The sequence below is a fragment of the Allobosea sp. TAB14 genome, assembly GCF_052113865.1.
GTDB classification, from domain to species: domain Bacteria; phylum Pseudomonadota; class Alphaproteobacteria; order Rhizobiales; family Beijerinckiaceae; genus Allobosea; species Allobosea spartocytisi.
Genome location: NZ_JBFRDQ010000004.1, coordinates 52174 through 76212, shown reverse-complemented (window position 1 = coordinate 76212; position 24039 = coordinate 52174). Strand labels below are relative to the sequence as shown.

Below are 24039 nucleotides of genomic sequence, written 5' to 3'. Positions count from 1 at the left end.
ACACGCTCCAGGGCGGGYGACTGACAGGGCATGGCTGGGAGCAACTGGAACTGCCGCGGCTCTGGGGCGGGCGGCTGCTCAATCTCTGCAATACGGCACCGACGCTCAAGGGCGACCAGATCGTCTGCATCCACGACGCCAATGTCTTCGCCGCGCCCGACAGCTACAGCCGCGGCTTTCGCACCGCATACAGGACGCTGCAGCCATTGCTGGCACGCCGCAGCGCCCGGATCGCCACCGTCTCGCAGGCTTCGGCCCGGCAGCTGGCACGGCACCTGCCGCTGCGTGCCGCCGATATCGCCGTGCTTCCGAACGGCCACGAGCATGCGCTGGCCTGGGATTCGGCCAAGGCGGAGCAGGCTCCGGCATTGCTGGCGGCGCGGGGCAATGCCGAACGGCAGTTCGTCCTGGCGCTCGGTTCGCAGGCGCGCCACAAGAATCTCTCTCTTCTCGTCGAGATCGCGCCGGCCCTGGCGGAGCTCGGCATCGACGTCGTCATCGCCGGGGGCGGCAACGGCATCTTCGCGCCGGATCAGCTGGCGCAAGCCGCCAATGTCAGCCTGCTCGGGCGGGTCAGTGACGACGATCTCGCCTTTCTGCTCGAGCGGGCGCTCTGCCTGGCTTTTCCGTCCTGGACCGAAGGGTTCGGCCTGCCGATCATCGAGGCGATGGCACGGGGCTGCCCGGTCGTCTCCTCGAACTGCGCCAGCATGCCGGAGGTCTGCGGCGATGCCGCGCTGCTCGCATCGCCGGCGGACCCGGCGCGCAGATCGCGCCCCTCCTCAAGCCGCCGCGCATCGSCGTCGTCGTCGCCACCCGCGGCCGGCCGGAGGTGGTGTCGCAGACCGTCCTGCACCTTCTCGCCCAGCAGAGCCTGAAACCCGACAGCGTCATCGTCTCCTGCATCGATCCGGCCGATGCCGGCGATCTGCAGGGGCGCAACGATGTCGTGGTGCTGACCGGGCCGCCCGGGCTTGCGGCCCAGCGCAACACGGCGCTCGCGCATCTTCCGCCCGGGACCGAGATCGTCGCCTTCTTCGACGACGATTTCGTCGCCCATCAGGATTGGCTGGCCACCGCTGCCCGAACCTTCCGCGACGAGGCGAGTATCGTCGCCTTCACCGGCCGGGTCCTGGCCGACGGCGTGGGCGGTCCCGGCATCGCGCTTGCAGAGGCGATGAGGCTGGTCGCGGCGCCGCCGGCGAGCGACTGGTCCTGGATCGAGCCCTACAGCCCTTACGGGTGCAACATGGCCTTTCGCCTCGCCAGCATCGGCGATCTGCGCTTCGACGAGCGGCTCGTGCTCTATGGCTGGCTCGAGGATCGCGACTTCGCGGCGGGGCTGGCGCGCCGCGGCGGGCGCCTGGTCAAATCCGCCGATGCGATCGGCGTCCATATGGGCGTCAAGGGCGGCCGCATGGCCGGCGAACGCTTCGGCTACTCGCAGATCGTCAATCCGCTCTACATGCTGCGCAAGGGCACGATGACGCTTGGCCAGGTCGCCGATCATCTCTTCCGCAACATGTCCGCCAATCTCGGTCGCTCGCTCCGGCCCGAGCCGTTCATCGATCGACGCGGCCGCCTCTGGGGCAATCTGCTCGGGATCGCCGATGTACTGCGCGGGCGCATGCAGCCCGAGCGCGCCGCCGCCTTACAGCCGAGGGGGAAGTTCCGATGATGCTGGGAAAGCCGGACGCATCCGGCGCGCCATTCCGTATCCTGCCGCTGCCCGAGCCGGCCATGGCGCCGGCGAGCGACGGCCCGGTCGCCCTGCTGCGGACGATCGGCGCCGCCGGGCTGCGGCACAGGGGCAAGCTGGCCATCTGGGTCGCGATCTGCCTGGCGGCAGCCTTGACCTATGTCCGAACCACGCCGCCGACCTACAGCGCGGTTGCGACGGTATTGCTGGAGCCGCGGCGGCAGGCCCCGACCGCGGCGCGCGAGATCGTGGCGCCGAACTCGCTCGATCTGAATGCCGCCGACAGCGAATTGCAGGTGATCCGTTCCGAGCGGCTGCTCAGCACCATTTTCGACTCCCTGGCCTTGGGCAGCCATCCTGAACTCGGGCCTCAGCCGCCGGGCCTGCTGCAGGCGCTGAGCGGTCGTGTCACCGCCGCGCTACACGGCGCCTTCGCAGCAGTTGGAGCTTCCTATTCGTCAAGCCAGGGCAGCGAGGCTTCGCTTCGCGCCGATCCGCGCCGCAGCGCATTCGAGAATTTCGTGCGGCGTTTCTCGGCGCGCCGGGTCGGCCAGTCCTATGTCCTGGAGGTCGCCTATTCCTCGACCGATCCGGCCCTGCCGGCGCGGGTCGCGAACGCGGCAGCCTCCGCCTATCTGCTGCAATCCGTCGCCTTCAAGGCCGATGCCGCCCGTAGCGGCGCGGAGTTCCTGCAAGGCAGGGTGGACGCGCTCGCGGCCCAGGTTCGAACCGCGGAGGCGGCTGTCCGCAGCGGCGCGCTGCCCGCACAACCGATCCCGGATGCGGATGCGAGGATCATCGGTGCGGCCCAGACCCCGCTCGGCCCTTCGGCGCCGCGCAGCAGCCTGATCATGGCCTTCGCCGGCGTCTTCAGCCTGCTCAGCGGCCTGTTCGTCGCCGCGCTCGCCTCGGCTTTCGATCGCCGTGTTCGCCTCCCGCAGGACCTCGTGCGTGAAACCGGCCTGCCCTGCCTCGCCGTCGTCCCCCAGGTCGGTGGCCGGCGGCAGGCGCCTGCCTCGGACCCGGACAAGTCGATGCTGGTGACGCGCGCGGATGCCGGGTCCTTCGCGGCGGCGATCCGCGACCTGCAGACGGCGATCGAGATCGCCTGGGCCGCAAGCCGCTTCCAGGGCAGCCCGGTCGTCGCGATCGGATCCTGGCGGGCCGGCGCAGGCGCGACGCTGCTGACGATGAATCTCGCGCAACTGATCAACCATCGCGGCCGCCAGGTCAGCGTCATCAGCCAAGATGGCGTGCACGCCGAGCAGGGCAAGGAGGGAGCATCGCTGACAGATGTGATCGCCTCGGGCGATACGGCTCAGGCGGACTATGTCGATGTCGAGGGGGTTCACCTGCTGCCGATCCGCTCGGCGACGCCGCAGCTCAACCGGTTCGTCGACTTCAGGGATCCCAGCGCGGCCCTGGTCTTCGCCGAGGCGAGGCAGCGCGGCGAGGTGCTGATCGACCTGCCGCCGCTCGGTGAATCCTCCGATGCCGTCGCGCTCGCGACCCATGCCGACATCGTCGTCCTCGTCGCGGCCGAAGGCGTGACCACCCATGACGAGCTCAACGAGGCCCTCGGCGCTCTCCGGCGGGCCGGGGCCACCGTCGTCGGCGCCGTGATCAACCGCAGCAGATCCTGACCGGCTCAGCCGGCGGCGCCGCGCATGTCGCGGCGCCCGATCCGGATCGCCCGCAGACGCCGGCGCAAGCGCCCGAGCAGGGCGAGGAACGGCCGCTCGAGCCAGCGCTCCGCGGCATAGGCGATGGCGACCATCAGCAGCAGGCTCCCGGCGACGAGACAGACAAGCGCCAGCGCATGCTGGTTCGCGCGCAGATACGCTTCCGCCACGACCGTATCGATCAATGGAACGTGGATCAGGTAGAGCGGGAACGAGACCGCACCGAGAAAGCGCCCGGCCCGGCCGGAGAGCCAGGTGACGAGCAGGCCGGACCGCAGGCAGCCATAGACGACGAGCATCGCCCCGAGCGGGTAGAGCAACCCACCCTTTTTCTCCGGATTCAAGGCCTCGGGCAGCCAGTCGAGACCGAGCTGGCGCGCCACATCGCCGCTCTGCGAGCCGATCAGGAGGCCGAGGAGCAGCGCGGAGATCGGCAGGGCCGACGGCAGCCGCCTTGCCGCCCAGGCCTCACGCAGGACGATGCCGAGCGGGAAGCAGACATAGTCATAGCGCCGCAGAGCGATGAAGATCACGGCGCCGCCGAGCGCCACTGCCAGCCTGGAGCGGGGCCTTGTGAAAGCGCAGACGGCGAAGCAGAGGATCGAGCCGAGCAGCTCGGGCCGCATCGTCCACAGGACGTTGTTGAAGAACGAGCCGCCGGTGAGGAAGATCCCGGCCATGCCGTTGTAGATCGCGGCCGCCGGATTGGGGATCGGTCCCTGGTAGGTCCAGCCGAGCCAGGGGCTGCCGGTGAGCGCAGCGAGGTCCGTGGCAGAGGTCGGAAACAGGCTCAGCAGCGACCAGGCCGCGAGCGTGCTGGCGGTTGCCGGGATCGCCAGCCGCAAATAGCGGATGACGACGTCGATCCAGATCGGATCGGATTTGCGCAGGGTCGCGTTGGTCACGACGAAGCCGCTCAGCACGAAGAAGACCGAGACCGCAAAGGTCCCGTTCCAGAGCACGGCAAAGGGCGTATAGGCGATCCAATGCGCGCCTGGCTGCTGTTCCGGTACGAGCCATGGCGTCAGGGCCGACATCAGGTGGAAGATCACGACCGCGACCGCCGCGACGCCGCGGAGCCCGTCGAGATGGTCGAGTCTCTCGCTCACCAGCCTTCCCCGGTCCTGGAAGCGCCGATCCGGGGCCGCCACCAGCGATCAGAGAGATCGAGGCGCCCGGCGCCGATGGCGAGCCGCATCCCGCAGGCGAGAAGGCCGAACCCGTAAAGCAGAGCGCCAAGCGCCGCGATTGCGACGAGCTCGGCCAGGGCCGGCAGGTGCCACGCCGCGATGGCGCCACGCAAGCCGAGAACCCCGGCCGTCATGACCGCACCGGCGACGGCGATCTTCCAGAGATTGGCCAGCTGCTCGGCGATGCCGACCATCAGCAGGTTGCGGAGCCAACGCAGGAAGAAAACCGCCATGATCCCTGCCGCGATCACGCGGCCAGCCGCCATGCCGACGGCGCCCCATTGCAGGAAGCCGACGAGGACGGCAGGGGCACGAACGGCAAGGTCGTAGAGATTGAGCCGGAAGATGACCTCGGGCCGGCCGAGCGCCAGGCTCAGCGAATACAGCGTCTGGAAATAGGGCGTCGCCATCACCGAGAGCGAGAGCAGGCTGAGCAGCCAGTCGGCGCCATGCCATTTCGGGCCGAGCAGAACCTCGACGATCAGGTCCGAGGTCAGGGCGATCCCCAGGCTGCACGGCACCGAAACCAGCATGCTGAAGCGCGCCGCCTTGAGGAAAGCGAGCCGCAGCCGCTGATCCTCTTCCTTTATCCGGGCGAAGGCGGCCATGATCGGCTGCAGCGCCGGCCCGATCAGGCTTTGGGTCGGCATCACCGAAAGATCGGCCGCGACCGCATAGCGCCCGAGCACCTCCTTGCTGCCGCCGAGCCCGAGCAGGATGCGATCGAACTGCCAGTTCACCGCCGAGACCAGCTGCGCGCAGGTGAACCAGCCGACGAAGCCGGCGAAATCCGGCAGGCGGGCCAGCGACAGAGCCGGACGGTAGGGGGCGAGACGATAGGAGATGGCGCAGCCGAAGATCGGAGCGGCGACGAAATTGACGACGAGTGCCCAGTAGCCGCCGCCGAGCAGCAGGGTCGCGATGGCCAGGCAGAAGGCCGCGAGCTTGCCGCCGGTCTCCAGCAGGAAATTGCGCAGGAAGCCGAGCTCGCGGATGAACAGGACGAGGCCGGGGCTGGCGAGGCCGCGCGCGATCGGCGCGAAGGCGAGTGCGAGGATCACCGGCACGAGCTGCGGGTCGCCATTGAGCCAGGAGAACGGCCAGGCGACGGCGAGCAGCAACAGCCCGATTGCGAGACCGCGCAGGGCGCCGAGAGTGAAGCCGGTATCGAGATGGGTCTTGTCGACCTGCGGCAGGCGGACCAGCGCCTGCGTCACCGGGATCTCGAGCACCATGTCGACGATCGCGACGCAGGACATGGCGAGCGCCGTCAGGCCGAAATCGGCCGGCGTCAGCATCCGCGCCATGATCAGCAGCGTGAAGAAATCGATGAACCGGCCGAGGAAGCGCGAGGCGACCAGCCAGCCGGCGCCCTGGAGGGCTTTCATCGCCAGCATGGCAATCCGTCCCTGCGATCCGTCGGCGCGTGCGGGCGCGAGGCTCGCGCGGTCGCAGCCCTCATCGCCTGGGCCACATCGCCGCGCATCAGCGACGGAAACCGGCTGAGAGCCCACGCAGGGCGTAGGCGGCCTCGAGCGCCGTGAGCAGCGGCAGGCGCGCGTGGGGGAAGGCGCGCGCGATCGCGCCTTCCCGCCAGAGCTGGCTGCGGATCGACGCGAGGCGGGACAGCGCGCTGCCGGACAATGCCTCGGCGTCCCCGACGATGTCGGGCCGACCGAAATCGATGGAGCGCCGGCCGATCGCCAGCGCTGACAGATCGGCCTCGACCGGGCGGGTGACGGCCTGCCTCAGCCGTGGCCAGGCACGGGCCACATCGGCCATGATCGCCGCTCCGCTGGCGACGTCGTCGATGTAAGCGAGCGCACCGGCCAGCAGCGGGTTGCCGATGCTGGGGTCGACGGCGCCGAAGGCGATGTCGCCGGCATTGCAGGAGACCTTGCCGTTCTCGTCTTCCTTGAAGGAGCGCACCGAGGGGATCGCCGGCTCGAACAGGCTTTCGATCAGCTGCCAATAGCGCAGCACCGTCGAGCGGATCGCGAGGGGGCTGTAGCGGTTGCGTTCGACGGCGAGGCCGACGACGCGCGGGAAGTGGTCCTCGCTGAAGCCCTTGTAGTTGCAGCGCGCCAGCTGGATGGTCTCGAAGCTCAGATCGGGCAGGCCGGCGGCGAGCAGGCGCTGCGTGCTGCCGTAGAGCCCCGTATCGCACAGGACGATCCGCCCCGCGCCGGCGCTGGCAACGGAAAGATGGCGCCGGAAGAGTGTGTTCTGCCGCTCGATGTCGGCAAGGATGTCTTCGCCCGCCGGCCGCTGGAGCATGGCGAAGAAGCGATCGGGCGCGAACGGCTCGTTCCATGGCTGGGGCAGGTCGTAGCGCCTGCCGCCCAGGGTGGCTGCGACGTCGGAGAAGCTGCTGCCGGGGAATTCGCGGCCAAGCTCGTCGAGTGCCGCTCCGCTGCGGGCCATGATGGCGGTCCTGGCCGCGACCAGCCGCGACACCATCAGGTTCTCGCGCGGCACCGCAAGCGGCAGGTTCAGGCGTTCGGCGAGACGCTCGAACGCCGCCCGGATGCCCAGGCCTCCGCGCGCGCAGAACAGCAGGGCCGTGTCGCCGCGCTTGCCCGCTTCGTCGGCGTAAAGCCAGATCGCCAGGCAGAACTCGGCCACGATCGGCCCGAGCACCTCGCGCCCGAAGCCTTGGGGATCTTTGGCCTGTTCCGCCGGCATGCGTCCACGCGCCCGGCTTCGGCTGAGGAGGCGGCCAAGCTCGCTCGCGGCGCCGTGCAGGCGGGACAGGCGGCGGCGCAGCCTGGGGCGTGGGAGATGGAGCGTGCGCAGGCCGAGTTCCGACGGGATGATGTGGTCGGCGAGCCGGTCGTCGCCGACATGCAGGGCTTGACGGGCATCGATCCCTTCCGCGGCGAGGACCGCATGAAAGAGATCGCCGCGCCGTTTGGTCAGGCCGAGATCGGCACTGGAATAGATCCTGTCGAGCAGGCCGGGGCCGTGGAGATGCGTGACCAGCGCATCGAGCGTCGTGGTCGGCAGTCCTATGTCGCTGATCGCGACGACGCGCCGGCCTTCGCCGCGGCAGCGGCGCAGCAGCGCCGCGAGCTCATGGTTCGGCCGCAGCGATTCCTTTTCGACCGCGCGCTCGATCGCGAGACGCGTCTCGCAGAGTGTCTCCACCCGGGGCCCTGGCAGTCCGAGCATGACGAGCTGGCGTCGGATGACGTCTCGCAGTGCGACTTCGCCGTCCTGCATGGCCATGTCGAGCGCCCGATAGGCGAGGCGCTGCGCCTCCAGGCGCGCCTCGACCAGTGCGCCCTCCGCGAGCTGCAGGCCCTGTTCGGCCAGCTTGCGGGCGAAGCGGCGCTCGCCGGCGATGATGCGGGCCCGCTCGGAGCGGAGGGTGCGCAGCAGCAAGGTGTCGAACAGGTCGGTCGAGACCAGCTCGACCCCGTCCAGCAGCGCCGCCTCGTTCGGATGTGGCCAGCCCGGCATCATACGCTCCGTGCTCAGACGCAAAGGTCGGGATCGCCGTTACAACGACGGCGGCATGCGCCAACGCATGCCTTACGCAGATGAAAGCAGGGACCGTGCCAGTCCTGGCCGGGCGTTCCGTCGAATCTTCCGCCGGTTTGCTCATTCGAATCGCAATCGCCGCGCGAATGAGCAGGAAAAGAATGGCTGTGATGACGAGTCTTGCTTTCAGCTGATCTTGCCGGGGACTAGCCTCGTTTCATGTCCGGTCGATGAGGTTCGGGATGGAAGAGACGGTCCAGCGGATCGACGATGCCGTCAGCATGGCCGCCCAGCATTGCGATGCGATCGTCCTCGGCGCGGGCGTATCCGGTCTCGTCTCGGCCTCGGTGCTGGCCGAGCAGGGCTGCAGGCGGATCGTCGTCATCGACGAATACGCGCATCTCGGGGGGAACCATATCGACTGGTCGTCCGGCGACTACACCTTCGACATCGGCAGCCTGATCTTCCAGGACGACTCGCCGCTTCTGCAGCATTTCCCGGAGCTGCTGCCGCTCTACGTGCCGATCCGGCCGCGCTGGGCGAGGCTGAACCCGCAAGGGCTGATCACCGCCTACCCGATCTCGGTGAAGGACGACATCCTGCGCGCCGGGCCGGTGGAGACCGCCCGGATCCTGGCATCGGCCGCCTATGCCCGCCTGTTCAAGCGGCGCATGCGCAACGCCCGCGAATTTGCCCGCCACTGGATCGGGGCCAGGCTGCTGCAGCGCTCGGGCCTCGATGCCTACATGACCCGGTTCTACGGCATCGCTTCCGACCGGATCAGCATCGAACTGGCCCGCAAGCGGATGCAATGGATCAGCGAGCACGCCTCGCTGCGCACCATCCTCGGCCGCCTGCGCCGGACGAAGCCGGCAGCCCCGACCAACCGCCAATTGGCGCGGCCGCGCGAAGGCTTCGCCACGCTCTATGCCGCCGCAGCCGCATCGCTCAGCGCGCGGGCCGCCAGCTTCCTCCTGGGCGCAAAGATCGACCGGATCGAGAAACTCGGCAATCGCTTCGTCCTCTTTCGCGAGGGACGGGCGATCGTCGCCGACCGCATCGTCTCGACCATTCCGATCCCGCGCTTGCAGGCGCTCTGCAACCTGCCGGTCTCGCAGGAGCTGGAGACGATCACGCTGCTGGCGCTCTATTTCAGCTTCGACGGCAAACGGGGCTTCGACGAGGAGATCATCTACAATTTCTCCTATGACGGGGCCTGGAAGCGCCTGACGATGTATTCCGATTTCTATGGTCGCGCGCAAGGACGCGAATATTTCGGCGTCGAGGTGATCGCCAACCATGTCGACAAGTCGATCGCCCGGGGCGAGGCGGACTTTCGGGCCCATGTCGCGGCGAATGGGCTCTTCCGCGGCGATCTCAGGCTCGAAGGCAGCCAGTTCCTCGACAACGCCTATCCGATCTATCGCAACGGCGCCGAAGAGAGCGCCGCCGAAGCGGTCAAGGCGCTGAAGGCCTTCGGCATCGAATCCTTCGGGCGCCAGGGCGGTTTCAACTACCAGCCGACGGCGCGGGTCTCGACGATCGAGGCCGAAGCGGCCCTGCGTGACGCCGCCTCGATTCCGGCACGGTAAATGCAAGACAGGTTGCGCCCAGCGGCGTAGAGGCGCGAGCGCAGGCGAGTTGGCGGTCCGAGCATCATGATGGGCCCATGCGTATTCTGCACCTGCTGAATCACACGACGCAGTCGAACGGCCATGTCCACGCCGCCGTCGATCTGGCCTGCGAGCAGAGCCGGCTCGGCCATGTCGTCGCCGTCGCCAGCGGAGGCGGCGATTTCGATCGGTTGCTCGTCGGCAACGGCGTCAAACTCTTCAGGATCGACCATCGCCGCAAGGCCACGACGCTCCTGGGGTCGGCTTGGGCGCTGCGCCAGGTGGTCGGCAGCTTTGGCGCCGACGTCCTCCACGCCCATATGATGACGAGCGCGGTGCTGGCTTGGCCGGTGTGCAAACTCGCCGGCATCCCGCTGGTCACGACGGTTCACAACGAGTTCGAGAAGAGCGCCATTCTGATGGGCCTCGGCACGCGGGTCATCGCGGTCAGCACCGCGGTCGGCGCCTCGATGCGCCGGCGCGGCGTCCCGGCCCGCAAGCTCCGCGTCATCCTCAACGGCACCATCGGTTCGGCCCGCTTCGCGAACCGTGAGACCACGCCGGTGGCGCTGGCGTCACCGAGCCTTCTGTTCGTCGGCGGCCTGCATCCCCGCAAGGGCTTGGTCGATCTCTTCACCGCCTTTGATCTGGTTCACCGCCAGCACCCGCAGGCGCGCCTGCACATCGTCGGCGACGGGCCTTTCGCCCAGACGTATCGCGAGATGGTCGCCGGCCTGTCATGCCGTGAGGCCGTGCGCTTCGAAGGCAGCAAGGCCGACCCCTTTCCCTGGATGCGCGGCGCCGACATCTTCGTGCTGCCCTCCCATGCCGACCCTGCGCCGCTCGTCCTGCCGGAGGCGCGGGAGGCGGGCTGCGCCGTCGTCGCGACCCGTGTCGACGGCATTCCCGAACTGCTCGAAGGCGGCGAGGCCGGCGTGCTCGTTCCCCCCCGCGACCCCGATGCGCTTGCCGCCGCTTTGTCCGGATTGCTCGCGGAGCCCGATGCGATCAGCCATTGGCGGCGGCGGAGCCAGTACCGTGTCGACCATCTCAGGATCGCGCGCGTCGCCCGCGAGACGCTCGACCTCTACGACGAGGCGGCCCTGCAGCTGGGCCGCAAGGTCGGATCGGTTCTGCCCCATACGGGGTGAACACGTCGCAGTCCCTACCACCAAATGGAGATGAGCGATGCCGATCACGCCATCCCGCCGGGCGCTGCTGCGCGCGGCAGCGGCCTTCGCGACAGCGGCGAGCGCGCGCCCGACATCGACGAGGGCACAGCAGGATGCGGGAGACCCGACGCTCGGCCGCAGCCTCGTCTTCGACGAATCCTTCGCGACGATCGATCCGGCGATCTGGCAGGCCGGTCCGAAGGCGACGACCCATGAGCCCGGCTTCTACGGCCGCGCGGCCTTCAGCCGCCGTGGCGGCGAAGAGGGCTTCGACCCCTACGCCATCGTCGCTGACCCGCTGGCCTCGGGCGGTCACGCCCTCGAGATATCGGCCCGCTATCTCGGCCGGCAGATGAACGTGCCCGCCTATTACGGCAATGGGCTCCCGGAGTTTCAGTGGATCTCCGGCAATCTCCAGACTGCGCGCCGGGACGGCACGATCCTGAGAGGCTGGCGCAACGGCTATTTCGAGGCGCGGATGCGGTTCCCGGCCCATCCGCTCAGCTTCCCTGCCTTCTGGMTGATGAAYGGCCGCAGCATCCTGTTTCCSAARACSAGCRTCGARMTCGACATYGTCGAGCASAAGGGCTGGGAGCATCGTCTCTACGGCGCATATCTGCACGAATGGGGGCAACCGGGCGAGCGTCACGAAGGTATCGGCGTTCCCACGGAGGTCGACCTGACCAGCGGCTATTTCCGTTATGGCGGGCTGATCGAGGGCGATCGCTGYGTGCTCTATTTCGAGCGCAGGCCGATCCGCGATCCGAAGACCGGCCGCGCGATCGACTGGCGCATCGGCCGCGCCGGCGAACTCGATGTCCAGAACGACGTCTTCTGGCCCCTGATCACGCTCGCCTTGCGGTCCGACGTGCCCTTTCCGCAACCGCTCAGGCCGGAGGACCGTGAGGCGCGGCTAAGGGTCGATTATGTCCGGGTCTACGGCAGCTAGCCGGAAACCCGGATTGTCGGTTGGCGTCGGCTGGCTATGGCTATGCCCCGGAGCAAAAATTACTCTCACGCCGTCCTCGGAAAGGGCGTCCACATCCAAAAGACGGAGTATTTGAAGGCCTTTTCCATCTTGCCCGCGATAATTTGGCGCCAATCCTGATATTCGACAGATAGGGCGCTCCTTTCATGGGTATTTCCGGCCTRCTGCGTTGGCCCGCTTTGGCTATTGCGGCTGCATTGAGCTTCTCCGGCCTTCAGGCATCCTCTGCTGAAACGCTGACCATCGCGCAGGGCAACGATATCCTGTCGCTCGACCCGGCAAACCATGGAAACAACAGCACCGAATCGGCGCTGGTGAACATCTACGACTATCTGGTCAACAAGGATTTCAGCCAGGGTCAGCTGCGCTTCACGCCGCGCCTTGCGGTGTCCTGGAGCAGCGACGACAACATCCACTGGACGTTCAAGCTGCGCGACGACGTCTACTGGCACAACGGCGACAAGTTCACGGCGCAGGATGTCAAATTCACGATCGAGCGGTCCCAGCAGGACAGGAAGCTGATCAGCTCGGCCAAGTTCCGCCGCATCAAGACGGTCGAGGCACCGGACGAGACCACGCTCAAGATCGAAACCGATGGGCCGGACACGCTGCTGCTCCATGCCTTCRTCGGCAACGGAGCCGGCATCCTGCCCAAGGCGGCGTTCGAGAAAGCCGGCGGTCGCGAAGAGTTCTTCAAGCAACCGGTCGGCACTGGCCCCTATGTCTTCAAGCGCTGGGTCAAGTCTGATCGTCTCGTCCTGGCGAAGAATCCGCGCTGGTGGGGCGGCACGCCGAAATGGGACGACGTCGTCATCCGCTCGATCCCCGAGACGACGACGCGCGTCGCCGAGCTCCTGACCGGCGGCGTCGACATCGCCGTCAACATCCCGCCGGAGGACATCGCGCGCCTGAACGACAACAAGGGTACGCGCGCCATCACCTTCGACATCGCGCGCAACCTTGCCCTGCATGTCCGCACCGGCAAGGACCGCGTCACCGGCGATCCGCGGATTCGCGAGGCGATCGACCTCGCCATCGACCGCGACGCGATCGTGAAGCAGGTTCTGGAAGGGCATGGCGCGCCGACGCGCGGCTTCTTCCCGCCGGCGATCCCCGGCTTCGCGCCAGAGCTCAGTCGCGCGATCCGCTTCGACCCCGAGCGGGCAAAGGCCCTGCTGCGCGAGGCCGGCTTCAGCGACAGCAAGCGGCCCGCGCTCAAGATCAGCACGCCGAGCGGCCGCTATGTGAAGGATCGCGAGATCGTCGAGGCSGTSGCCGGCTAYCTSGAGGATGYCGGCTTCCGCGCGCAGGTCGAGGTGCTCGACTGGACCGTCTACAAYAACAAGSTSGTCGGSGACGGTTTYGGCGAGCTCTATCTCTGGGGCATGGGTTCCTACACGGACGCCTCGACCCTGTTCGTCGACAATTTCAAGCGTCACTACGAGTGGTCGGACCCGGCCTTCGACGCGCTTGCTGCTTCCGTCCGCCAGGCGAAGAGCGAGGCCGAGCGCATCGCGATCTCGCAGAAGGGCCAGGAGATCGTCGCCGACCAACGCGTGCGCATCGGCCTGCTCTTCCCGCAATCGATCTACGGCGTCAGCGACCGCGTCGTTTATAACGGGCGCTTCGACGAGATGATCGCGGCCGAGGACGTCTCACGTCCATGAACGGTCGCTCTCCCCTGCGCGCGCTGCTGCAGTTCCTGCCGGTTCTCTACATCGTCTCGGTGATCGTCTTCGTCCTGGTCTACCTGACGGGGGACCCGTCCGCCCTGCTGATCCCGGAGGATGCGAGCGAGGAGGATAGGCTCGCGCTCGTCGCGGCRTGGGGGCTCGATCRGCCCTGGTAYGTCCARTAYCTSCGCTAYATGGGCAATATCCTGACCGGGGATTTCGGCGTSTCCTATCGCTACGGSACSGATGCSCTGCCGGTCGTGCTCGAACGSATTCCGGCAACSCTSMMGCTSACGGCSGGCGGCCTCGTCGTCGCGATCCTSATCGCSCTGCCGACCGGCATCTTCGCYGCGCTSARGCGCAACAGCMTGCCGGATTTCGCGATYTCSGCSGTGACSRTSCTSGGCAAGGCCATGCCGAATTTCTGGGTCGGGATCATGCTGATCCTGGTCTTCGGCGTGTGGCTGCGGCTGGTTCCCGTCTCGGGCAGCAGCGGCTTCTCCCATCTCATCCTGCCGGCGATCACGCTGGGTACCGGCTTCGCCGCGGAACTGACCAAGCTCATCCGCTCCAGCCTGCTCGAAGTCATGGGGCAGGACTATGTCCGCACCGCCCGCGCCAAGGGCTTGCCCGAGACGCGCGTCGTGCTGCGTCACGGCCTGAGAAACGCCCTGATCCCGGCGGTGACGATGACCTCCCTGCATGCCATCGCGCTGCTCGGCGGCGCGCTCGTCACCGAGACCGTGTTCTCCTGGCCGGGCCTCGGCCAGCTCGTGGTGCAGGCGATCTATACGAAGGACATGGCGGTCATCCAGATCGCGGTCTTCGTCATCACCATCATGGCCCTGACGATCAACCTCGCGACCGACGCCCTCTACCGGCTGATCGATCCGCGCCTGGCCCGATAGCCCAGCAGCACCGCATGACCGAGATCTCGCTCATCAGCAGCCCTCCGCCGCAGCGGCGCCGTTTGCTGCCATCTCTCCTGCGCAACAAGGCGGGCCTCGCCGGCATCGTCATCGTGGCGCTGATCGTCGTCACCGCGCTGGGGGCGGAGCATCTCGCACCGCTCGACCCGCTCCGGCGCAACCTGTCGCTGAAGCTGCTGCCGCCCGCCTGGCTGGAGGGTGGAAACCCGCGCTACTTGCTCGGGACCGACAGCCAGGGGCGCGATCTGCTGAGCCGCATCATCTTCGGGGCGCGGACATCGCTCTCGGTCGGCCTTGCGGCCGTCGCCCTGTCCAGCCTGATCGGGCTGGCGCTCGGCCTGCTCGCCGGCATGGCGGGAGGCCGGGTCGACCTGCTGATCATGCGCGTGATCGACGCCATGCTGGCGATCCCGACCATGCTGTTCATGCTGGTCGTCGCCCTCGTCGCCGGCTCCGGCCTGCTGCCGCTCGTCGTCGTCATCGCTGCGACCAACTGGGTCGGCTGCGCCCGGATCGTGCGGGCCGACGTGCTCGGCATCAGGGAGATGGACTATGTCGCGGCTGCGCGAGCCAGCGGCGCAAGCCCGCTCGGTCTCATCCTGCGGCATATCCTGCCGAACATCCTCTCCTCCTTCGTCGTGGTGTCCACCCTGAATGTCGGCACCGTCATCCTCGCCGAATCCTCGCTGAGCTTCCTCGGCTTCGGTATCCAGCCGCCGGAGATTTCATGGGGCCAGATGCTCAGCGAAGGCCGGCAATACCTCGCCACAAGCTGGTGGGTCGCGACCTTCCCCGGCATCGCGATCACGCTGACCGTGCTCGGCGTCATCCTGCTCGGTGACTGGCTGCGCGACCACCTCGATCCGCGACTGGCGTAAGCTYTTCACGCCCGCGATCCAACCCCCTTCAGGACAGACCCGATGTCGGCCGTTTCACAGACGCAGAAGTCCCGGACAATCCATCTCGGGCTGTTCCACCAACCACTCGGCCGCCACCCCGCCGCCTGGCGGCAGGAGGCCGCGCAAGGTCATCCGGAAGATATCGACTGGGTCATCCGCATCGCGCGAAAGGCCGAGGAAGGGCTGTTCGACATGTTCTTCATGGCCGACAACCTCGCCGGCCCAGAGCCCGGCGCGCAGGGCAAGGCCGGCGGGCTCGAGCCGGTGACGCTGCTCTCGGCGCTGGCGGTCGCGACCTCGAAGATCGGGCTCGTCGGCACGATCTCGACCAGCTTCTCCGAGCCGTACAATGTCGCGCGTGCCCTGGCCTCGCTCGACCATATCAGCCGTGGCCGGGCGGGCTGGAACGTGGTCACCACGCAATCCGACCGCGCTGCGGAAAATTTCAGCCTGAGCGCCCTGCCCGATCATGCCGCTCGCTATGCCCGCGCCGACGAGTTCGTCCGGGTCGTGCGCGGCTTGTGGGATAGCTGGGCCGACGACGCACTCGTCATGGACAAGCGATCCGGCAGATTCCTCGATACGGACCGTGTTCGCCTGCTCGACCACAAGGGCGAGCATTTCTCCGTCCGGGGTCCGCTCAACGTCTCCCGGCCGCCGCAGGGCCATCCCGTGATCGTGCAGGCAGGCTCCTCGCGCGACGGCATCGGGCTTGCCGCGACGCAGGCCGATCTCGCCTTCACCGCACAGGACACGATCGAGGATTCGCTCGCCTATCGCGCCTTCTGAACAAGGCGCGCGCCGAGAACTACACGCTGGGCGAGCTTGCCGCACTCGCCATCGCTTCCCATGGCCACCGCATCATCATCGGCTCGCCGGAGACGATCGCCGACGATCTGCAACATTGGTTTGAGCAAGGCGCGGCCGACGGCTTCAACCTGATCCCCGCCTCGATGCCGGACGGGCTCGACGATTTCGTCGACCGCGTGATCCCCGTCCTCCAGGATCGTGGCCTGTTCCGCCGGAGCTATGCCGAGACCACCCTGCGCGAGCGCTTTGGCCTCGGCATTCCGCGGCTCAAGGCTTTCGCGAGCTGAGCACCAGGCGGCGCCGGCACTGAATTGGAAGCCGCCTATACGGCCTTGGCGACCGGCTGCCAGGCCTCGGGAAGAGCGAGGTTTCCACGCAGGGTGGGCGCGGCATAGTCCTGCCGGAAGACCTTGCGCTCCTGCAGGATCGGGATGACCTTCTCGACGAACTCGTCGAAGCCGCCGGGCGTGAGATGCGGCGCGAAGACGAAACCGTCCGCCGCATCCGCCTGGACATAGCGATCGATCTCCTCGGCGACCTGTGCGGGCGTCCCGACGAACTGCTTGCGTCCGGTCACCTTGATGATGAGCTCGCGGATGCTGAGCTTTTCGCGCTCAGCCAGTTCGCGCCAGGCGCGCGCGGTTTCCAGGCGGTTGTCGTAGCGGGCGGCGCGCCCCTGGGCGAGCTGCTCGACGGCGACATCGGGATCGACCTCCGGCAGCGGGCCGTCCGGGTCGTAGGCCGTGAGATCGCGGTTCCAGACCTGCTCGAGAAAGACGATGGCGTTCTTCGGGCTGACCTGCTGCAGGCGGATGGCCCTCTGCTTTTCCAGCGCGTCTTCAAGCGTCTCGCCCAGAACGAAATTGGCTCCCGGAAGGATTTTCAGGGCATCACGGCTGCGGCCGTATTTAGCAAGACGCTGCTTCACGTCGGCATAGAAGGCCTGTCCCTCCTCAAGGGTCCCATGCCGCGAATAGATCAGGTCGGCATGGCTGGCGGCGAGTTCCCTGCCCTCGTCGGAATCGCCGGCCTGCGCGATGACGGGAGCCCCTTGCGGCAGTGGGCCGGCACCGGTGCGGCCTGCGATGTCGAAATAGGGAGAGCGGACATGGAAATCGCCGCCCTGCCAGATCGAGCGCGCGGTTTCGAGGAAGTCCCGCGCGCGCTCGTAGCGTTCGCGGAACGGCAGATGATCGCCGCGGCGGAAATTGGCTGCGGTGAAGGCACCGGGCGACGTCACCACGTTCCAGCCGGCCCGCCCGCCGGACAGGATATCGAGCGTCGCGAGCTGGCGTGCCAGCGGGTAAGGCTCGTTGAACGTCGTCGTCAGCGTCCCGATCAAACCAACATGGTTGGTGATCGAAGCCAATGCCGTGAGGATAGCCAGAGTGTTCGGGCGGCCGACGACATCCAGCTCGTGGAAGCGTCCCTTCTGCTCCCGGACCCTCAAGCCTTCGGCCAGGAAGATGAAGTCGAACTTGCCGCGTTCGACGGTCTCGGCGAAGTGCCGGAAGGACGGGAATGCGATCTGGCTGCCGGCGGCCGGATCGCTCCAGACCGTGAAATTGTTCACGCCCGGAAACTGCGCCCCGAGGATGATCTGCTTCTTGGACATGATATTCCTCCGAGCTCAGGCGGCCGCGGCGTAGCGATTGCGGGCGGCGGGCAGGCCGAAGCGGCTGCGCAGATCTCCACCCGAGGGCTGTGCGACGAGCCCCGCGGCGCGAAGAGCAGGCACAAGCGCGTCGACAACAGGCGCGATCTGCCGGTGCGGGTCGGTCAAGATCAGGCGGACGCCGTGGGCTCCCTGAGTCTCGGAGGTCTTGGCGGCAGCGATCAGGTCGGCGACATCAGCCACATCGGGCTTCACGTGCAGATCGGCGATGACCTTCGGCCCCGTGCCTGGGCCATCGCCCTCCAGCTTCGCCACTATTCCGGCAAGGTCGCTCGCGGCCGGCACGAAAACCACGTCGGCAGCGCGGGCGAGCGCCAGATCCGCTTCCGCCGTCCAGCTGGTCGCGACCAAAGGCTGGCCCTGAGGAGGTCTTGGCGTGATGGAGGGCCCCAGCACGCGGAAATCGGCGCCCTGGAAGTCGATATAGTGAAGTTTCTCGCCGTCGACATAGCGCTGGCTCACGACGTCGCGGATGACCGCATCATCCTCCCAACTGTCCCAGAGCCGCCTCACCACCTCGGCCGCAGCGAGCGCGTCGCGGTCGAGAGACGGCGGATCGACCGCCGGAAAGCCCTTCAGCGCGCCGATGGCACGGCCGGCGTCAAGGCTCCGCTGCTGGTCGAGGCGCTGGGCCAGGAGGCCAGCCCTGCCCCCGCTGACATAGTCCAGGGTGGCGATGGCGGTCGAGACATGGAAGGGCTCGAGGACGTTGAGGGGCGCGCCGGCGATGATGCCGATGTCGCGGCTGCGCGGCGCGAGCCAATTGGCCAGAAGGATCGCGTCGAGCCCGTCCCGGCCGGGATCAGCGAAGCGATCTTCCAGGGTCAGGAATTCGGCCGCGCCGTCGAGCCGGCCGATCAGGCCACTCCAGAAGCCGCGCCAGTCGGGATCGTCTCCATGGGAACCGGCATGCAGCCCAAAGCCTACTAGGAAAGTCGATTTCTGCGTCATCGTTCGATCCGATCGGGTCAGTGCTCAGGCGGCCGAGGCCAGATAACTCGCCAGCCGGGCGGAGACCTTCCCCTCCTGCTCGGCCTTGATCGCGGCGACGCGCTTGGTGGCGTCCTCCAGTGACGCAGCCGGCGCGAAGACCGGATAGGTGCCGACCTGCCCCGCCTTTGCCCCGATATGTTTCTCGAACGGCAAGGAGCGGTAGAGGGTGGGATCGACGCTCGTGTCGAAGAGCGGCCGATAGCCCAGGGCGAGGTACAAGGCCGACGCTTCGGGCTGGCGGAAACCGGTGGTCAGATAAGCCCGGGTATAGCCCAACTCGGCCGCCGCCTCTTCGAGTGCAAGCACGATTTGCCGGGCAAGCCCCTGTCGGCGCAGATCCGGGCGCGTCCAGATGCGCTTGAACTCCGCCGTCTCATCGTCGTGGCTCATGAATGCCCCGCCCGCGATCGTCTCCCTGTCGCGCTGCAAGAGCAGGAAGATGCCGAGCGGCGGCGTAAACGCTTCAGCCGGATAGCGCATGATCTCGGAGCGGGCCCCGCCGGGGCGGCTCGCCGCGCCGTAGCGCCCGTCATATTCCGAGATCAGCCCCTCAAGCAGCGGCTCCGCCGCCGGGTCGAGAGGCGAAGACCGCACAAAGACGTCAGCCATAACATTCTCCGAAATCGCAGCGGCTTGGCTTGCCCGCGACCGCTTGATCAAGCATTCTATTAATTCTATAGACTATTCGAACAACATTCTCTGTCAATGCCTGGCGAGACCGAATGCCCTATCGACTGAGCTTCCTCGACAAGAGCCCCCTGCAGGCGAACGAGGCCGCCGCCGACGCGCTCGCGCGGACGCTCTCGCTGGCAAAAGCGGCGGAAGAGCTCGGTTTCGCGCGGTTCTGGGTCGCGGAGCACCACAACGCGGCGAAGCTGGCGAGCTCGTCGCCCGAGGTGCTGATCAGCTTCCTGCTGGCGCACACCAGCCGCATCAGAATCGGCTCCGGCGGCGTGATGCTCCAGCACTACAGCGCCTATAAAGTCGCCGAGAACTTCAACCTGCTGGCGGCACTCGCGCCGGGGCGCGTGGATATCGGCATCGGCAAGGCACCGGGCGGGATGCCGCTGTCGACCCATGCCCTGCAGGGAGCCTATGATCCCGCCCGCAAGCCGAGCTTCGACACGCAGCTCGTGGAGCTCGACGGCTTCCTGCGCGAGCACCATGACGGCAGCGACGCCGGCAATCGGCTCGCGGCCTTCCCGGCGCCGGCGCAGCCCCCGGACCGCTTCCTGCTCGGCGCCAGCATCGAGAGCGCGCGGCTCGCCGCCGGTCTCGGCTGGGGGTTCGTCTATCCCGGCCATATCCATGGCGACGAAGCCGCCATGGGTGAAGCCCTGTCGGCCTATCGCGCCGCCGGCGGCACCTCGGCGCTGCTCGCCTTGGGCGTCGTCACCGCCGAGACCGATGATCTGGCCCGCAGCCTCGCGCCCGATACGCGACGCTTCCGCGTGGATATCGAGAACGGACAGGGCGTCAACGTCACAAGCCGCGAGCAGGCCCTCGAATACATCCGGCAGACCGGCTCGCGCGAATACCGCATCGAAGAGCGCAGCTCGCTGCTCCTGCGCGGCACGCCGGCAGGGATCCATGCCGAGCTCAAGCGGCTGCACCGGGCATTCGGAATCGACGAATTCATCGTCGACTGCCCCGTGAATGAAGGCGCATGGCGCCTGAGGACGATCGAGCTTCTCGCGGCCGAGGCTCGCGCCTCGCTGGCCGCCTGAGCCGGCCAAAGGGGTTCGACATCATGATCACGCGAAGAACACTTCTGGGCGGAGCTCCAGGCGGCCTCCGGCACGGCCCTGCCGTTCATCTCCCGCGATCTCGGCGTCATCCATCACCTCACCGACCGCGTGCTGGTGATGAAGGACGGACGCGTCGTGGAGACCGGCGCGGTCGAGACGGTCTTCGCGCCCCCACGCATAGCTACACCCGCGCTCTGCTCGATGCCGTGCCCGCCCTGCCCTGCCCTGAGCAGCGCTGGCTACCGCGTCGGATCGCCACCCTCCGTCGATCAACGATCAGGATAAGGACGCTGAGATGTCGCCACCCACCCGCCGCCGCCTCAAGACCCTGATGGGCGCCTCCAACGTCATCGCGGCATCGAACGATGCCGATCCGGCCACCGGGGCGAAGCGCGCCACCGCATTCGCCCGCAGGGCCGAGGCCGAGAAGATCACCGGCCTCTTCACCGCCGACCTGCTGCAGATCGATCCGGCCGGCCTCGCCGGCACCGCCGGGGTGCAGGATCCGCTGATCGCGCTCGCCGCGCTGAGCCAGGTCACCTCGCATATCGGCCTCGTGGCGACGGTCTCGACGACGTTCCACCATCCCTACAATCTGGCGCGCCTGATCGGTACGCTGGACCACGCCAGCGGCGGCCGCGCCGCCTGGAACGCGGTCACCTCCTCGGTTGGCGAGGAGAATTTCGGCTTGGACCTGCTCAGCCCCGAGGAGCGCTATGCCCGCGCCGCCGAATTCATCGAGGTCGTGAACGCTCTGTATGATGCGAACGAGAGCGATGCGGTGACGCGCAAGGCCTCCGGCGGGCTTGCTCTCGACCCGGCCAAGTTCCACCGCATCGACTATCGCGGCCGGCACTTCACCGTTCAGGGGCCGCTCAACGTGCCGCCGCTGCCGCAGGGCCGTCCCGTGCAATTCCAGGCCGGCCAGTCTGAAGCCGGCATCAATGTGGGCGCCCGCTATGCCGAGGTTGTCTACACGTCGCAGCCGAAGCTGGAGGGCGCGCTCGCCTTCGTGACCGAGCTGCGGCGGCGCGCCAAAGGCTTCGGGCGCGGCGACAACCTGCCCTTCGTGATGAACTCGTTCCATTCGGTGATCGGGGAATCCGATGCGGACGTCGCCCGGCGCCTGAAGGAGAAGCACGAGCGCATCGATTACGAGCTCGGGCGCCTCAAGCTCGCCGACATGCTGGGCGGCGACATCGATCTCTCGGGCCTGCCGCTCGACAAGCCCTTGCCCGACAGCCTGCTGCCCGAGGTCACCAGCACCAACCGGCGTCGCGGGCGCGTCGAGATCTTCAGCCGCTACGCGAAGCAGGGCCTGACGCTCCGCGAATTGATCATCGAGGCGCAGGAGACGGGGCACTGGTCCGTCGCAGGCACGCCGGAACAATTGGTCGATGCGATCGAGGAGCGCTTCCGCGCCGGGGTGCTGGACGTCCTCACCCTCCACGGGCTCGGCAATCCCGACCAGGAGGACCTTCTCCTGAACGGCCTCCTGCCGGAGCTGCGCCGGCGCGGGCTGATCGACACCGACTATGTCGGAGACGATTTCCGCTCGAACCTGGAGCTGCCTCCCCTCATGCCGGTTGCGGCGGCCGCCTCGCTGGCCCGGAGCGCCTGATCGCTTCAAAGGGAACGGGCCTTCACCCGTTCCCAACACGCCGTATTCGAGATCGTTTTTCTCCGCGCCGCGCCGAGGATAGAACGATCATATTGATAATATGCTGGAACTTGATAGGAAAACTGTACATTCAACATATGGATAGCGCCGGTGCTGACCAACAAGGGGAAATACGGCCTCAAGGCGATCGTGCATCTTGCCCGGCTCGAAGCTGGCGAGACCGCGCAGGTCGCCGACGTGGCACAGCGGAACAACATTCCGAAGAAATTCCTCGATGCCATCCTGCTCGATCTGCGCAATGCCGGCATGCTGCGCAGCAAGAAGGGGCCGGGCGGCGGCTATGCCCTGGCCAAACCGGCGCGATCGATCAAGGTCGGCGCCGTGATCCGGGCCCTGGAAGGCCCGATCGCACCGATCGCCTGCGCCAGCCGCTCCGCCTTTCGAGCCTGCGAAGATTGCGGCGACATCGACACCTGCCCGGTGCGTTCGGTGATGAGCGACGTGCGCGATGCCATCGCAGGGATCGTCGACACCACGACGGTCGCAGATCTTGTTCAGCGCTCGATCGCGCACGCGTCGCTTCATGCGGATTACGCAATCTAATTATCTACTAATTATATAGACAATAAACCTGCCGCCGCCTAAAACGCGGCGGCGGCGTCCGGAGCCGCATGAGGATGCGGTCACGAATGAATCAACAGTCTTCCCTTGCCGTGCGCGATATTCACGCTGACGCGTTCAAGGCGGTGATGAGAAACGTCGCGGGTGCCGTGAGCGTCATCACCGCGACCCATGCACAGCGCCGAGCGGGACTGACTGCGACCTCGCTGACGGCGCTTTCCGCGGATCCGCCGACCGTCATCGTCTGCGTCAACCGCAATGCCTCGGCCTGGCCGACGATCGAGGCCGCGGGCCACTTTGCGATCAACGTCCTCGCCGCCCGGCACCAGAGCATCGCCGATCGCTTCGCCGGGCGCGGCGGCTTCAAGGGCGAAGCACGCTTCGATGAAGGTGACTGGGCGCGCCTGGCGACCGGTGCACCGACGCTCGACGGCGCCCTTGCCGTGCTCGATTGCGAGACCGAGGAGGCGATCGAGCGTCATTCGCACACGATCCTGATCGGCCGCATCAAGGCGATCCGGCACGCGCAGGACGAAGGCGCCCTGCTCTACTGGCGCGGCGTCTACGGCAAGCTGGACGAGAGCCTGCAATACGGCGCCGGCATCTAGATCAGCCGCTTCTGCAAGCGCGCGACATTCGAACCGGGCGAGATAACCGTCCTTGAAGCGGGGAGATGGCAGGCAACCGTCCTCTAAACCGGTCCAAATTTGCCAATCCGTTTCATTGACCGAACGCATCGGCCGGGTCGATGATCGACGCAGCACGCTGCCGATCGGCGGCGCCCTGCTGGTGGCGCCGGCCGATCCCGAGCTGAGAATTTCGAAAGTTCATGGCATCGCCTCGTTCGGCCCGTTGCCGGACGTGCCCTTCCAGTTCCCTGCGATCGTGGTCGCCAGCCGCACCGACCCGTACATGGCGATCGAGCGCGCGCGGATCATCGCCAACATGTGGGACGCCGCCTTCGTCGACCTCGGCGATGCCGGGCACATCAATGTCGCCAGCGGCCATGGCAGCTGGGCCGAAGGGCTGCGTCTGCTCGACCAGCTCCTCTGGCGGCGGAGCGCCGGGCGAGAGCATCAGGCCGTCCGGCCAAGCGCCCTATCCCGGCTGCATTGAGGCCGCTTGTTCACGCGCGTTTTGGACCGGGTTCTGCCGCAGGCTGCGGCCTTCTCCCGAAGGCCGGTTTCGAAGACGGTCCTTCTTCCAACGGCACCCGGTCGATGCGGAATATCGTTTTCTGGGC

At 67.3% G+C, this 24039-nt stretch carries 20 protein-coding genes and 1 pseudogene; 15 read left to right on the top strand and 6 right to left on the bottom strand.

Translation table 11 applies throughout. The features are described from left to right. Both AB4Y99_RS01410 and AB4Y99_RS01405 read left to right on the top strand, forming a co-directional pair. Nucleotides 1-1678 (top strand): annotated as a pseudogene (locus AB4Y99_RS01410) (glycosyltransferase); the annotation flags it as partial. After that, on the top strand, nt 1675-3342 hold the full coding sequence (locus AB4Y99_RS01405) for an exopolysaccharide biosynthesis protein (RefSeq protein WP_441522120.1): 1668 nt from the start codon (nt 1675-1677) through the stop codon (nt 3340-3342). The pseudogene AB4Y99_RS01410 and the gene AB4Y99_RS01405, both read left to right, overlap by 4 nt. Nucleotides 3343-3347: 5 nt before the next feature. On the opposite strand, the gene AB4Y99_RS01400 is transcribed toward AB4Y99_RS01405, so the two are convergent. The 3 genes from AB4Y99_RS01400 to AB4Y99_RS01390 form a co-directional block, all read right to left on the bottom strand. Next, a complete protein-coding gene (locus AB4Y99_RS01400) occupies nt 3348-4490 on the bottom strand; it encodes an acyltransferase family protein (protein WP_441522119.1) in 1143 nt (380 codons plus the stop codon). Further along, entirely contained in the window at nt 4487-5968 is a 1482-nt protein-coding gene (locus tag AB4Y99_RS01395; protein WP_051987798.1) for an oligosaccharide flippase family protein, read from the bottom strand. Before AB4Y99_RS01395 ends, AB4Y99_RS01400 begins: the two co-directional genes overlap by 4 nt. 88 nt (nt 5969-6056) lie before the next feature. Then, the gene (locus tag AB4Y99_RS01390) at nt 6057-8033 is read right to left on the bottom strand and encodes a hydrolase (protein WP_441522118.1); all 1977 of its coding nucleotides are present in this window, start codon (nt 8031-8033) and stop codon (nt 6057-6059) included. 263 nt (nt 8034-8296) lie between these two features. On the opposite strand from AB4Y99_RS01390, the gene AB4Y99_RS01385 reads away from it, so the two are divergent. The 8 genes from AB4Y99_RS01385 to AB4Y99_RS01350 all read left to right on the top strand — a co-directional run bounded on the left by AB4Y99_RS01385 (nt 8297) and on the right by AB4Y99_RS01350 (nt 16425). Continuing rightward, on the top strand, nt 8297-9646 hold the full coding sequence (locus AB4Y99_RS01385; RefSeq protein WP_441522117.1) for an FAD-dependent oxidoreductase: 1350 nt from the start codon (nt 8297-8299) through the stop codon (nt 9644-9646). Between the two features lie 77 nt (nt 9647-9723). Further along, nucleotides 9724-10818, top strand: a complete 1095-nt coding sequence (locus tag AB4Y99_RS01380; RefSeq protein ID WP_142020513.1) for a glycosyltransferase family 4 protein — start codon at nt 9724-9726, stop codon at nt 10816-10818. A 37-nt stretch (nt 10819-10855) separates the two neighbouring features. Continuing rightward, nucleotides 10856-11788: a LamG domain-containing protein gene (locus tag AB4Y99_RS01375; RefSeq protein ID WP_441522116.1), complete on the top strand. Its 933-nt coding sequence runs from the start codon at nt 10856-10858 to the stop codon at nt 11786-11788. Between the two features lie 236 nt (nt 11789-12024). Further along, nucleotides 12025-13494: an ABC transporter substrate-binding protein gene (locus AB4Y99_RS01370; protein WP_441522115.1), complete on the top strand. Its 1470-nt coding sequence runs from the start codon at nt 12025-12027 to the stop codon at nt 13492-13494. Further along, complete coding sequence (locus AB4Y99_RS01365) at nt 13491-14408, top strand: ABC transporter permease (RefSeq protein WP_441522114.1); 918 nt, start codon at nt 13491-13493, stop codon at nt 14406-14408. Before AB4Y99_RS01370 ends, AB4Y99_RS01365 begins: the two co-directional genes overlap by 4 nt. A 14-nt stretch (nt 14409-14422) precedes the next feature. After that, nucleotides 14423-15307 carry an ABC transporter permease gene (locus AB4Y99_RS01360; protein WP_441522113.1) on the top strand — a complete coding sequence of 295 codons (885 nt, stop codon included), beginning with the start codon at nt 14423-14425 and terminating at the stop codon, nt 15305-15307. Nucleotides 15308-15349: 42 nt separating this feature from the next. Continuing rightward, complete coding sequence (locus AB4Y99_RS01355; RefSeq protein WP_441522112.1) at nt 15350-16117, top strand: NtaA/DmoA family FMN-dependent monooxygenase; 768 nt, start codon at nt 15350-15352, stop codon at nt 16115-16117. Nucleotides 16118-16281: 164 nt separating this feature from the next. Then, nucleotides 16282-16425 carry a hypothetical protein gene (locus AB4Y99_RS01350; RefSeq protein ID WP_441522111.1) on the top strand — a complete coding sequence of 48 codons (144 nt, stop codon included), beginning with the start codon at nt 16282-16284 and terminating at the stop codon, nt 16423-16425. A 35-nt stretch (nt 16426-16460) separates the two neighbouring features. Here the strand turns inward: AB4Y99_RS01350 and AB4Y99_RS01345 are convergent, their stop codons facing one another. Genes AB4Y99_RS01345 through AB4Y99_RS01335 form a run of 3 tightly spaced genes read right to left on the bottom strand, consistent with a single transcriptional unit; the run spans nt 16461 to nt 19415 of the window. Next, a complete protein-coding gene (locus AB4Y99_RS01345) occupies nt 16461-17753 on the bottom strand; it encodes an LLM class flavin-dependent oxidoreductase (protein ID WP_441522110.1) in 1293 nt (430 codons plus the stop codon). A gap of 15 nt (nt 17754-17768) precedes the next feature. Beyond that, complete coding sequence (locus AB4Y99_RS01340; RefSeq protein ID WP_441522109.1) at nt 17769-18764, bottom strand: LLM class flavin-dependent oxidoreductase; 996 nt, start codon at nt 18762-18764, stop codon at nt 17769-17771. Nucleotides 18765-18788: 24 nt separating this feature from the next. Next, complete coding sequence (locus tag AB4Y99_RS01335; RefSeq protein WP_112764182.1) at nt 18789-19415, bottom strand: GNAT family N-acetyltransferase; 627 nt, start codon at nt 19413-19415, stop codon at nt 18789-18791. Nucleotides 19416-19528: 113 nt separating this feature from the next. On the opposite strand from AB4Y99_RS01335, the gene AB4Y99_RS01330 reads away from it, so the two are divergent. The 5 genes from AB4Y99_RS01330 (at nt 19529) to AB4Y99_RS01310 (ending at nt 23912) form a co-directional block, all read left to right on the top strand. Then, entirely contained in the window at nt 19529-20533 is a 1005-nt protein-coding gene (locus AB4Y99_RS01330) for an MsnO8 family LLM class oxidoreductase (protein WP_441522108.1), read from the top strand. Nucleotides 20534-20849: 316 nt separating this feature from the next. Beyond that, complete coding sequence (locus tag AB4Y99_RS01325) at nt 20850-22175, top strand: NtaA/DmoA family FMN-dependent monooxygenase (RefSeq protein ID WP_441522107.1); 1326 nt, start codon at nt 20850-20852, stop codon at nt 22173-22175. Between the two features lie 150 nt (nt 22176-22325). Beyond that, entirely contained in the window at nt 22326-22778 is a 453-nt protein-coding gene (locus tag AB4Y99_RS01320; protein WP_112764179.1) for an RrF2 family transcriptional regulator, read from the top strand. An 86-nt stretch (nt 22779-22864) separates the two neighbouring features. Next, the gene (locus AB4Y99_RS01315; RefSeq protein WP_038362064.1) at nt 22865-23404 is read left to right on the top strand and encodes a flavin reductase family protein; all 540 of its coding nucleotides are present in this window, start codon (nt 22865-22867) and stop codon (nt 23402-23404) included. Between the two features lie 115 nt (nt 23405-23519). Continuing rightward, nucleotides 23520-23912, top strand: coding sequence for an RBBP9/YdeN family alpha/beta hydrolase (locus tag AB4Y99_RS01310; protein WP_441522106.1), 393 nt, complete (start codon nt 23520-23522; stop codon nt 23910-23912). The last annotated feature ends 127 nt before the right edge of the window (nt 23913-24039 follow it).